The sequence below is a fragment of the Actinacidiphila sp. bgisy160 genome (genome assembly GCF_057707815.1).
In genome coordinates this window covers 1-10716 of sequence record NZ_JBYIQW010000098.1, presented here as the reverse complement: position 1 = coordinate 10716, position 10716 = coordinate 1, and the positions used below count along the sequence as shown (strand labels likewise).

Below are 10716 nucleotides of genomic sequence, written 5' to 3'. Positions count from 1 at the left end.
AACGATTTTGCGGTGGCCGCAGGTCACAGCGTAGACCCTGCTCGCTGGCAGGAAGCGTTCGAGGGCCTGATGAGCCGGATAGCCGGCCGGTTCGCCGGGGTTGAACCCCGGCGTCGGGTAGGGGATCTGATGCTGGGGCTGCTGTCGGACCTGCCACGCAAGAACTGCTGGAGCATCGCCGAGTGGGCCGGAGTGGCCACCCCGGACGGCATGCAGCACCTGCTCGGCCGGGCCCGATGGGATGCCGACGCCGTGCGCGATGACGTGCGCGAGTACGTCCTGGAGCATCTACACGACGAGGGTGCAGTGCTGGTGGTCGACGAGACCGGGGACGTGAAGAAGGGCACGCACACGGTCGGCGTTCAGCGCCAGTACACCGACACCGCCGGGGCCTGTATTCTGAATAACTGTCAGGTTTGATCTGTGGAGTGTCTTTCGATTGGCGTCCCACGGGCCTTCATCTGCTCCAGGGTGCGAGCCGGCGCTCCGGGCAATGGTGTGACGGTGATTTTGTGCAGGTCCAGGAGACGGTACCCGTCCTGGGACTGATTGGACAGGTTGCTGCGGGTGACGCCCAGCAAGTGAGCCAGGAGCGTACTGGTCGCTGCTCTGCGGCGGCGTAACAGCGCCGTCAGCAGCCGGTGGTAGTGGTCCACGCTGCTGGTCTGCGGGTGGAGATAGCTGCGCGGACGGTGAAAGCGCCGTTGGAATGCGGCCTCGGCCAAGGCGTCCCAGTACGGCTCCGAGATAGCCACCAAGTGGTCAAAGTCGGAACGGTCCATGCCCGTCAGGGCCGGGTCGGTCAGCAGTTCGGTCAGGGCCGGGTCGATCCGGCGACGAGTCCGTGGCACCTCGGGAGGCTTGGGCGGGGCAGGTGCGAGGGTGTAGTTCCAGTCGCCGTGGAACGTGCTCGGTGTGATCGGCAGAGCGTGGAACTCGGCGGGCGTGACGGTCGTGCCGAGGTGATAACTACCGGTGTCGAGTTCGGCGCCGATCGAAAGCCCGGTCGTGGTGGTCGTCGCGGCGATGGTCTTGAGGACAACCTCGTAGCTGGTCAGTGGCCGTCCTCGCCAGTTCGCGGTGATGTGGCAGAACATCCGGTGTTCGATTTTGTTCCATTTGGATGTGCCGGGTGGAAAGTGGCAGACAGTGATCTCCAGTCCGCTCTCCAGGGCGAATGCGGCCAGGTGCTTCTTCCAGGTCCAGCGGCGGGGATCGTTGGAACCACCAGCGTCGGCGGTGATCAACAATCGGGTCGCGTCCGCGTGGTCGGTCCGTCCGCGGCGCTGCCACCAGCGGCGTATGGATTCCACTGCGAATTCGGCGGTGTCGTGGTCGGTCCCGACGTTGACCCAGCCGGTATTGGTGGCGATGTCGTAGATTCCGTAGGGAATGGCCACCGGCTGTTCGCTGGTGGTGAAGGTGTGGCAGTCGACCCTGATCGGGTCCTTGCCCGGCCGCCAGGTGCGGCCCGGCCGGTCGCGCTTGCCGAGCCATTCCTTGGCTTTGGTATCGACCGCGGCGAGGCTGGCTCAAATACCGGCACCGCGACACCGCCGAAGCCATCATCGGCGCCATCACCGGCAGCCTCACCCGCCCGGACACGGTCCTGCTCGGCCGCTACACCCCCGACGGACAATTCCACCTGGTCGCCCGCAGCACCCCCCTGCCGGCTGCCGTACGAAGCGAGTTGGCCGGTCTGCTGAAGCAGGCCAGCCCCGACCACCCCTGGCACGGCATGCGCGTGTCCTCCCGCTGGGGCAGCCGGGAGCCGCTCAACTTCACCCCCATTCGCCCCGACCTCGTCGCGGAGTTCCACGGCGACGCCGCCGTCGATCAAGGACGCTGGCGCCACCCCGTCCGCGTCCACCGCTTGCGCGGCGACCTCAGCCCCAGCGACGTCCCGACACGGTCGATGACCCCACCGAGACATGCAGGCGCGCAGTCACCGCCTGGAGGAGGAGACATGACAAAACAGCCAAAGCGCACCGTCTATCACGTCACCCCAGCAGATAACCCTGCGTCGGAACAGAAGTGGCAGGTCGAACACAAGGAAGGCCGCCGCGAGCTACGCGAACCCCACACCACCCAAAGGCAGGCCATCGACGCCGCCCGGGAACAGGCCAAGCAGCACCAGCCCGCACAGGTCGTCGTCCACGGACGCCCGCGAAACGGAGGCATCCGCACCGAATACACCTACGGCAACGACCCACGCCGCCCCCCGGCTCATTACCTCCAGAACAACCAGCAGCCAGTCGGGCAGGCCGGGCCGGTACGCCCCCGCCGCGCCCTCGGGGCGGTGGCGGCCGCCTCGACGGCGCAGGTCGAGTCGTACCGCGCTGACCGTCGCCGCGGGCCGCACCGGCCGCGACGGCGCGCAGCTCGCTCGCACCGCGCGGCCAGCAGACGGTATAGCCCCGTGGACCCGCTGCTTCCACGGGGCGACCTGGCCGGCCTCAGAGCGCGCTCCATGGTCGGCCAGGAGCGTCTCAGGCGGCCGCCTTTTCCTTCATCTTGTCCTTGAGGTGGTGGACGTCGCTCTCCTGGAGCGTGCCGTCCGCCTGCTCGTACTGGCTCAACGCCAGGCCCAGGCCGAAGAAGGTCGGGGCCCATTCACCGACGTAGATTCCCCAGCGGTCGGCACGGGCGAGGCCTGCGCCGGGTTCCATGGTGAGGCTGGTGACCCACGAAGCGATGGACAGACCGATCGAGGCCATGCCCGCCAGGTAGGCATGCTCACTGCGAATGCCCATGTCGTGCATTTTCTGGATGATCATTGTGGACTCCTCAATACGGAATGCGTGTCGCCCATCGGGTTGCCATGAATGATCGAAATAAACCGTTTTGAGCCATAAGCCAGGTACTGACGCAGATGCCTATTGGATGGGGCGCCTTGGCCGAGGTGCGTTGTCTCCTGGTGAGGCGCAGGCTGGTGACATCGGTTGACGCGCCGCATGAACGGCAAGGCCTTTGGTAGTGGCCTCCGGGGCCTCTGCGGCGCGTCGACTTTGAGCTTTAAGCGCTGCGGGAGCCGGAACTGCAACTCGCGCCCACCATCTACGGGCACGCTGATGTGGCGAGGCGGCGCCGGTCAGGAGACGGTGTTGAGCAGGTGGGGTCCGTTGTCGCGGACGAAGTTGACCGCCGTACTCACGGGGCGGGCGGCCAGGTGACCGCTGGCCGGTGCGGTCAGCAGGGCGCGGAGTTCGTCGAGGTCCTGGTGTTCGGGGTCGAGCCAGGCGTCGTAGTCGGCGGCCGCGATGGTCAGCGGCATGCGGGGGTGGACCCGGTCGGCGGCGTCGGTGGCGTCGGTGGTGATGATCGTGCACGTGGCCAGCCAGGCGCCGGGGTCGTCGTCGGCGGCGACCTCCTTGTTCCGCCACCATTCGTACAGGCCCGCGAAGGCCATGCCCTGGTCCTGCTGCTCGGGGCTGATGAAGTAGGGCTGCTTGTAGGCCTTCCGCTCCTCGGTGGCCGGGACCGGGACCCACTCGTAGAAGCCGTCGGCCGGCAGCAGGCAGCGGCGCCGAGTGAACGCCCGGCGGTAGGCCGGCTTCTCGTGCACCGTCTCCATCCGGGCATTGATCATCTTGGAGCCGATCGCCGGGTCCTTGGCCCAGGACGGGACCAGACCCCACCGCAGCGGCTGCAGCTGCCGCTCCAGCGCACCGGTCTCACGGTCCACGCCCTCCAGCACTGACCACACATGGTTGGTCGGGGCGACGCTCCAGCTCGGCGCCACGAGCGCCTCGGGATTCCACTCGGTGACCCGGAACTGCTGCACCAGGTCTTCGGGGCGTCGGATGGAGACATAGCGGCCGCACATGCCCACAGCCTGCCACGCCGTCCTCTGAGAGCGGTGTCGGGCTTCGATAGCGCTGTCACCTGCGCGTTTCCTCTGTCACTCCCAGGGGTGGATGTGGCACGCGAAGCCTCGCCGCCAAACTCGAACATGCGTACAGGATGTGGGAGGTGGTGACCATGAACGACGAAACCCTGCGCGCCGAGCGCGGCGCGCACGTGCTGCATGTGCGGGTGATGGACCGCCGTCTGCCCGAGGTCACCTACCGGCAGCTGCTGGAGCTGCTCGGTGATGTCACGCCGGTGGTGCAGCCGCTGCCACCGGCCGCGGCACTCGCCGACGTCCGAGGCGCGATGCGCTATTGGGACCTTCTCTGAGGGTCACGCGGGTGTGGTGTGACGTTGCTCGAAGGCGCCTCGTTAGTTAGGCGTTGAGCGACGGTTCTCCGGGGGTGTTGCTCTGTGGCATGCCGTTGCGGGTCGGCTATGGAGCAAAGGATGTGAGCGGTGCGTGTTTTCCCGGTGTGCATGCCGTCGGGTGCTCGGTACTGGACGGTGCTGGACTCGGATCTGGCCGTAGTTCCCGCTGTCGACAGATGGATGCGGCACGTGCGTTTTGGCCAGGATCGGGCAGAGCTGACGACGAAGGCCTACGCAAACTCCGTCGCCTTGTACCTGCGGTGGTGCCTGAAGACAGGGCGTGATTGGCGTGAGGCGGCCCGCGACCTGGGGCTGTTCATGGTGTGGCTGAAGTACGCCCCGGCTAGATGAATGAGTCCAAGGGATGCTGTTGCGGTCAGTAGTCGTACGCGATCAGTGACCGCTTGATGGGCTGCCTGGTGTGATCGTTGTGCCAGATCGCGGCGGTGAGCGCGAGGATGCGGCTCAGGATGCGGACCGCGACGCCGGCGGGGCTTTTGCCGCCGTGTCGCTCCAGGTCCAGCTGTCCCTTGAAGGTCTGATTGATCGACTCGATGACCTGACGCAGCGGTTTGAACAGGTGTGCTCCGGCCCGCTCGGGCTCTCCCTTGCGGGCCGGACGGAGCAGGTTGAGGTCACGCTCGGTCAGGTCGCGTTCGAACTCGCGCCCGTAGTAGTTCTTGTCCCCGGTGATCGTCTGCCCGGGATGGGAGGCCAGGACGTCCGGTGCGGTGTCGAGCATGTCGCGCAGCGTCTCCCTCTCGTCGGCCTTGGCCCCGGTGACCGCGAACAGGATCGGCAGTCCGCCCAGGGTGCATACCAGGTGCAGTCTCAGGCCCCAGAAGTACCGCGAATGCGACGCGCAGTAGCCGTATTGGGCCCAGCCGGCCAGGTCCGAATGTTTCGCGGTCTCCCGCGAGCAGCCGCAGCCGACCGGGGTGGAGTCGACCACCCACACGTCGTCGCTCCACAGGGAGGTGTCCGCCGCGAGGATGCGGATCATGTGTGTGAACAGCGTCGATGCGGCCCGCAGCCGTTTGTTGTAGCCAGACTGGCCGGGCACATAGGGAAACAGGTGCCAAAAGTCCCGGCCGACCCGACGCAGCCAGCGCCGCTCGGAGGTGTAGCCGAGCAGCGCGGACATGACCGCGAGCGTGAGCAGCTCAGCGTCGCTGAGCGTAGGGGCGATCCCGACAGCGGGCCGCGCAGGAGCCAACCACGGCGAAGCCTTCAACTCGTCATCGATCCGGGCATAGAGTGCCGTTGCGAGGGTGTCCAGGTCAGTCTTCACACACCGACATTGGACGCCCTCGCTTCATGCCCGCAGGCGATCCCTTGGACTCATTCATCTAGTGATCAGAGCACAGTGGTTGCCGGGCCAGGCGCCGAGGTGCGTGGTGAGCGGCGGATCAACGCGGTCCTTGCCGGAGTGCGCGGCCTTCTGGCGCACTGCGTCACCACGGGCGAGGTGGAGAGCTGGGTGCTGGGCCAAAAAAGCAGCCACCGGGCTTCCTTCCTCCTCCAGGACGTACGAGGTGTGGTGCGTGGTGTGGCCCGGGGTGGCTATCGCACGCAGCACCAGGTACTCGTCCACCTCGGACACGTCCCCGTCCACAACGGGATGGCGAGGGAAGGAGACGCGGGCGCCGGCCGGGACGAGGTAGCGGGCGCCGGTGAGGCGGGCCAGTTCCAGCCCGCCGGTGACGTAGTCGTTGTGCACGTGCGTCTCCGCCACGTAGGCGATGCGCACCCCTCGCCGCGCGGCGAGGGCGATCACCTGATCGACGTCCCGCGGCGGATCGACCACGACCGCCGCGCTCCGCCCCCCTGCCAGATAGCTACGGTTGCCCAGCCCCTCGAACTCCAGGGTGTCGACAAAAAACATGGTGTGACTCCTCTCGGCGTACCCGGGTAATTCCGTTTCGGGAAGCCGCCGCCGCAGCTCCGGAACTGTTCCGCCACTCCGAACCGCTCGCGATATCCGCGGTTCTCATGTCCTGGGCCATCACGCAAACGGTCACCGTCTGGAATGGCGCGGTAGCGGCTTTTCCGAAGACTGCGGGCGGATGGCGTATCCGGCCGGCCTCATGCCGGCGGACGTATGCGACGGTTATCTGCCGGTTTTGCTTTCGTCAGCCCTCGCGTACTGCAGCTGCGGCGCGATCGCCGTTGTTCTCCGCGCTCTCGCTGCCGGGAAGGACGACCGGCAGCCCCGCTGCTTCCCACGCCTCAAGGCCGCCCGCCACGCTGTAGACGGAGGACCGGCCCGCGCGGATCGCCTGCACGCCGCCCTGCGCGCTGCGGTTGCCCGTGCGGCAGACGAAGGCCAGTGGACCGTCAGGCAGATCCGACAGCGACGCCGGCAATGTGCTGAGCGCGGCGTGGACGGCACCGGCCGGGTGACCCGCTGCCCATTCATCGTCTTCACGGACATCGACCAGCGTGAGTTCCCCGTCCACGGCGCGGCGACGCGCCTCGACAGGAGACAGGTCAGCGGGCATGCGGCCATCGGCGGAACTCAGGCCCTGCGCGGGCAGCACCGTCCGGATCGCCTCGTAGTTCGAGGCATGGACGACGGCTATCTGCTGTCCCATCATCGGACAGACATTCATCGCCTCTTCCCAGTGACCGGTGGACTCCCATTCCGCCACGTTGACGAGAGGGAATTTGCTCCCCGGAACGATCGTGCGGAACATGTACGTCCGAAGGAAACCGGGCTGCGCCGCCATCACCTCCGCGGCATCCTGCCATGCGGCGAGATAAGCGGCCTCCTTATCCTCATCGATCTCGATCGGAATGATCACGACGTGGCGATTTTCCATCTGCTGCTTCCCCAAGTATTTCGACTACCGACATGCCGCTCCAGCCGGAGGAATTCCCAACGAATGAGGGAACACGACCGGGTCCTCGAGATACCGGCTATCGGTTGTGAGCCAGAACTGTCTGGACGCAGCCTGCACACACGCGTCCGCAGGCAACGAATCTTCTTGCCGAACCGGCAAGAAGGTCGGCGTGGTCCGGGCCGTCGGCCGATCGGCGGGCCATCGCCGGCGGCGGGCTACCGGGGCGTCTTGCCAAGACAGCATGAACCGTTGCTACACCCGTGGCGCCGTCGCACGCTGACGGCATGAGCGAGTTCGAGTTGATACGAGATGGTGAACAGACCTGGGACGTCGTGGTGGTCGGGGGTGGGACCGCCGGCCTTTCCGGTGCTTTGAATCTGGCCCGGGTGCGCCGGTCGGTTCTGGTGATCGACAAGGGTGAGCCCCGCAATGCTCCGGCTGCCGGCGCCCATGGTGTGCTCGGCCGCGAGGGCATCTCTCCCCTGGAGCTACTGCGGCTCGGGCGCGAGGAGGTCGCTTCGTACGGCGGTCGCGTCGCTTCGGGGCAGGTCGCGCGGATCTCCCGGGACGGCGCGGGCTTCTGGGTGGTCACCGAGGACGGACAGCGCGTACGGACGCGCAGAGTGCTGGTGACCACTGGTTTGGTCGATGTGCTGCCGGACGTGCCGGGGCTGGCCGAACGGTGGGGGCGGGACGTGCTGCACTGCGTGTACTGCCACGGCTGGGAAGTCCGGGACAAGGTCATCGGGGTGCTCGGCAACTTCCACCAGGCACTGTTGTTCCGTCAGATGTCCAAGGACGTCACGCTGTTCCTGCACGCTGGAACGGAGCTGACTGACGAACAGTGGGAGCAGCTGGCCGCTCTCGGTATCGGCGTGGTCGACGGTGAGGCCACCGGGCTCGAGGTCAACGGTCAGGACCAGCTGACGGGCGTGCGGCTGGAGTCGGGCACGGTGGTGCCGGTCCAGGAACTGGTGGTCGCCCCCCGGTTCCTCGCGCGCGCCGGTTTCCTGGGCGAGCTGGGCGTGACGATGCAGGAACACCCTATGGGTCTGGGGGAACAGCTCCGGGTGGACGCGTCCGGGTTCACCGGAGTGCGGGGCGTGTGGGCAGCGGGGAACGTCAGCGATGTGCTGGCCGGGGTTCCGGTCGCGGCAGCAGCCGGAACCACCGCGGCCGCCGCGATCCACATGGACCTGCTGAAGGCTGACGCGGAAGCTTCCGCCCGCGCGGCGAAGGACGGTGGAGTCTTCAGTGGGGCGATGGAGGCCGAGGTGTCGCGGCGCGTGCTGGGCAGCCGTGCGCACGGGCTGGGCCCCCTCCCCGGGGGGAACTGAGCACCGCGCCCTCACCGCAACCGGGTCAGGTGGCGCGGACCCGGAGGTGGGCCCGTTCTCCCTGGCGTCCGAGCAGGATGAGAAGTTCGACGGCCTGGTCGCCGTCGGCGCCAATCCAGTGCGGCACGTGCGTGTCGAATTCCGCGGCCTCGCCCGGATTGAGGCTCAGGCTCTGCTCGCCCAGCAGCAGCCTGAGCCGTCCGGCGAGCACATAGATCCACTCAAAACCCTCGTGGGTCTGCAGCTCCGGCTCGCTGTGGGGCGCGGGTGAAATGAGAAGCTTGTAGGCCTGGGCGCCGCCGGGATCGCTGAGGGGTACCAACGTCATGCCTCCCCGGGTCACCGGGCGCAGGTGAATGCGCGGGTCTCCCGTACGGGGCGCGCCTACGAGGTGGTCGAGGGGCACCGCGTACACCTCGGCGAGTGGCAGCAGCAGCTCCAAAGTCGGCTTGCGACTGCCGCCCTCCAGACGAGACAGCGTGCTCTCGCTGATTCCGGTCCGCTGGCCAAGCTCAGCCAGCGTGATCCCCCGCCGGCGACGCAGCTCCCGCAGACGGGGCCCGACCGCATCCAGAACGTCCTTCTTCGCGCTGTTCACACCCTGATATTGCCCGAAGCGGCATAGCCCCTTCCAATTCGAGTTCGAGCAGCAACTGAGCAGTCCGCGACGGTGATGTTCGGCTAGCGGCTCGACCCGGAGGTGCTGGCGCAGGCGACGGCGGAGCTCCAGGCTGATCACCGCCCCGCTGGCGCTGCGCTTCCTGCCGGCCTTCCTCCTCGTGGGGGTCCGCGCCGGTGGTGATGGGGCTGGCGGGGGCGATCCTCGCCGGCACGACGATCTGAAGGGGGACCAGGGCGGCGATCAGCTTGTGGGCCGCCGCTTTGGTGTGCCCTGTTCTCGTATAGCTACGGCCATGGGGTGTGGCTATCTGTGATGCTCAGGGCTCCACCGGCAGGCTTGCCCGCAACCGCCATCGCGTCATTCGCCACTTGTCGCCTGTACCCGTGGGGCAGTTCCGATCAAGCGCTGTCAGACATGCCCGTTAGGGTCTCTGCGATGGTGCCGGCGGCGTTGGAGGAAGCATGGCAAGACGGATGCGTGAAGAGGCGTTCCGAGTTGAGCAGGAACAGGGGCGTTATGACCCCCATGTCCGTCCGGTCAACGAGATGGTCGATGCCTTGCGCGAGCAGGACGGGCGTGGCTGGATGCCACATGTCGCACCCTGGCATGGGGGAGCAGAGGCTCGCGTCTTGTCCATTCTTCGGGACCCAGGCCCCAAGACGCAGGAAGGTGGCGGCTCGGGATTCCTGTGTGTGGAAAATGATGACCCGACGGCGGAGCTCCAGGCCCAGATCTTCGAGGAGGCCGGGATAGTGCCGCGTGACGTCACTCCCTGGAACGCCTATCCCTGGTACATCAACCGCTCACCGAACGCGGCGGAGCTCCAGGCTGGTGCCGAGGTCCTGAAACAGCTGCTGGGGCTGATGCCGAAGGCAGAGGTCGTGCTCCTCCAGGGCAACGAAGCCCAAGATGTGTGGCGCCGCCTGCTCAAGACACACCCCGAAGCCGTCCGCGATAGAACCCTGGAAGTGGTCAGCACCTACCACCCCGGTCGGCAGGCTCTCTTCGTGCGAGACCTGGAGGAACGCGCCCGCCGCGCACAGCACCGTATCGACTCCTACCAGAGAGTCGGTGATGTGCTCCGCAGCACAGGCGGGCAGTTGTAGAGGTCCTGTTCTCGTACGGCCTCGGGAAACATCGAACGGGCGCGGGCATAGTCCCTCACCACGGCGGTACCGGCCGCGCTCCGACCGTGACAACAGACACGCCGATGCTGGGCGGGAGTGCGGGCCGGCCCTCTACCAGGACTTTGAGGGTTGCTCCTTTGCCTCCAGGCACATGGCCTCGTCGCGGGCCGGGAGGCGGGAGGCCGTGCGGCGGCGACGGGTGCGGAGTGAGCTGAGTTCGAAGCCCAGTCTTCCTAGCGCGATGAGCGTGCCGTGCCCAAAGACGAGCATCAGCCATGTTCCGTCGTGCCAGTACCAGTCCTCGGTCCAAGGTCGGGTGATCGACAGCGTCAAAATGAGGTGTGAGACGGCGATGGTGACGCCCACCCGTCGCCGCCGGGGATACAGGAGCGGTGGTATCGCCCAGAGCAGGGAGGCCAGCACTATCAAGGGGGCGACGAACGGCAGACCTGACATAACAGACCTCAAGATCGGTAGCGAGTGCCAGCAACCCTCACACCGGCGGGTCCGTGGTACCAGCCCGGCGGGATATCGCCCGGATCACGATGCGGCTTCGGTCACCCCTA

The 10716-nt window shown here is 67.0% G+C and carries 10 protein-coding genes and 3 pseudogenes; 6 read left to right on the top strand and 7 right to left on the bottom strand.

Annotation, left to right across the window (positions count from 1 at the left end; genetic code table 11):
* Positions 1-69: 69 nt before the first annotated feature.
* Positions 70-417 (top strand): annotated as a pseudogene (locus AC3EUJ_RS36390) (transposase); the annotation flags it as partial.
* Here AC3EUJ_RS36390 and AC3EUJ_RS36385 read toward each other — a convergent pair.
* A pseudogene (locus tag AC3EUJ_RS36385) lies at positions 400-1517 on the bottom strand (ISAzo13 family transposase); the annotation flags it as partial. The pseudogenes AC3EUJ_RS36390 and AC3EUJ_RS36385 sit on opposite strands and share 18 nt — an antisense overlap.
* 221 nt (positions 1518-1738) lie before the next feature.
* Between AC3EUJ_RS36385 and AC3EUJ_RS36380 the strand changes: the two are divergent.
* Entirely contained in the window at positions 1739-2524 is a 786-nt protein-coding gene (locus AC3EUJ_RS36380) for a DUF2188 domain-containing protein (RefSeq protein ID WP_431969168.1), read from the top strand.
* Here AC3EUJ_RS36380 and AC3EUJ_RS36375 read toward each other — a convergent pair.
* Positions 2490-2777: a hypothetical protein gene (locus AC3EUJ_RS36375; RefSeq protein ID WP_431969166.1), complete on the bottom strand. Its 288-nt coding sequence runs from the start codon at positions 2775-2777 to the stop codon at positions 2490-2492. The two genes, AC3EUJ_RS36380 and AC3EUJ_RS36375, sit on opposite strands and share 35 nt — an antisense overlap.
* Before the next feature lie 314 nt (positions 2778-3091).
* On the bottom strand, positions 3092-3826 hold the full coding sequence (locus tag AC3EUJ_RS36370) for an SOS response-associated peptidase (RefSeq protein WP_431969164.1): 735 nt from the start codon (positions 3824-3826) through the stop codon (positions 3092-3094).
* Positions 3827-3981: 155 nt separating this feature from the next.
* Between AC3EUJ_RS36370 and AC3EUJ_RS36365 the strand changes: the two genes are divergently transcribed.
* Positions 3982-4179 (top strand): hypothetical protein, encoded by a 198-nt coding sequence (locus tag AC3EUJ_RS36365; protein WP_431969162.1) that lies wholly within the window; start codon positions 3982-3984, stop codon positions 4177-4179.
* 418 nt (positions 4180-4597) lie between these two features.
* Here the strand turns inward: AC3EUJ_RS36365 and AC3EUJ_RS36360 are convergent, their stop codons facing one another.
* The 3 genes and pseudogenes from AC3EUJ_RS36360 to AC3EUJ_RS36350 form a co-directional block, all read right to left on the bottom strand.
* Positions 4598-5512, bottom strand: a complete 915-nt coding sequence (locus tag AC3EUJ_RS36360) for an IS982 family transposase (protein WP_431969160.1) — start codon at positions 5510-5512, stop codon at positions 4598-4600.
* A 201-nt stretch (positions 5513-5713) separates the two neighbouring features.
* Positions 5714-6106, bottom strand: a pseudogene (locus AC3EUJ_RS36355) (MBL fold metallo-hydrolase); the annotation flags it as partial.
* A 247-nt stretch (positions 6107-6353) separates the two neighbouring features.
* Positions 6354-7058, bottom strand: coding sequence for a rhodanese-like domain-containing protein (locus tag AC3EUJ_RS36350; RefSeq protein ID WP_431969158.1), 705 nt, complete (start codon positions 7056-7058; stop codon positions 6354-6356).
* A gap of 290 nt (positions 7059-7348) precedes the next feature.
* Between AC3EUJ_RS36350 and AC3EUJ_RS36345 the strand changes: the two genes are divergently transcribed.
* Positions 7349-8401 carry an NAD(P)/FAD-dependent oxidoreductase gene (locus tag AC3EUJ_RS36345; RefSeq protein WP_431969156.1) on the top strand — a complete coding sequence of 351 codons (1053 nt, stop codon included), beginning with the start codon at positions 7349-7351 and terminating at the stop codon, positions 8399-8401.
* Positions 8402-8426: 25 nt separating this feature from the next.
* Here AC3EUJ_RS36345 and AC3EUJ_RS36340 read toward each other — a convergent pair whose 3' ends face one another.
* Positions 8427-8999 carry an XRE family transcriptional regulator gene (locus tag AC3EUJ_RS36340; protein WP_431969154.1) on the bottom strand — a complete coding sequence of 191 codons (573 nt, stop codon included), beginning with the start codon at positions 8997-8999 and terminating at the stop codon, positions 8427-8429.
* Positions 9000-9484: 485 nt separating this feature from the next.
* On the opposite strand from AC3EUJ_RS36340, the gene AC3EUJ_RS36335 reads away from it, so the two are divergent.
* The gene (locus AC3EUJ_RS36335; protein ID WP_431969152.1) at positions 9485-10129 is read left to right on the top strand and encodes a uracil-DNA glycosylase; all 645 of its coding nucleotides are present in this window, start codon (positions 9485-9487) and stop codon (positions 10127-10129) included.
* 337 nt (positions 10130-10466) lie between these two features.
* A partial coding sequence (locus AC3EUJ_RS36330) for a hypothetical protein (RefSeq protein WP_431969150.1) occupies positions 10467-10716 on the top strand: 250 nt, incomplete at its 3' end.

Bases quoted from the DNA above. Each gene is read 5' to 3' on its own strand.
- AC3EUJ_RS36345 (WP_431969156.1), top strand. From the start codon at position 7,349: ATGAGCGAGTTCGAGTTGATACGAGATGGTGAACAGACCTGGGACGTC.
- AC3EUJ_RS36375 (WP_431969166.1), bottom strand. From the start codon at position 2,777: ATGATCATCCAGAAAATGCACGACATGGGCATTCGCAGTGAGCATGCC.
- AC3EUJ_RS36380 (WP_431969168.1), top strand. From the start codon at position 1,739: ATGCGCGTGTCCTCCCGCTGGGGCAGCCGGGAGCCGCTCAACTTCACC.
- AC3EUJ_RS36365 (WP_431969162.1), top strand. From the start codon at position 3,982: ATGAACGACGAAACCCTGCGCGCCGAGCGCGGCGCGCACGTGCTGCAT.
- AC3EUJ_RS36335 (WP_431969152.1), top strand. From the start codon at position 9,485: ATGGCAAGACGGATGCGTGAAGAGGCGTTCCGAGTTGAGCAGGAACAG.
- AC3EUJ_RS36370 (WP_431969164.1), bottom strand. From the start codon at position 3,826: ATGTGCGGCCGCTATGTCTCCATCCGACGCCCCGAAGACCTGGTGCAG.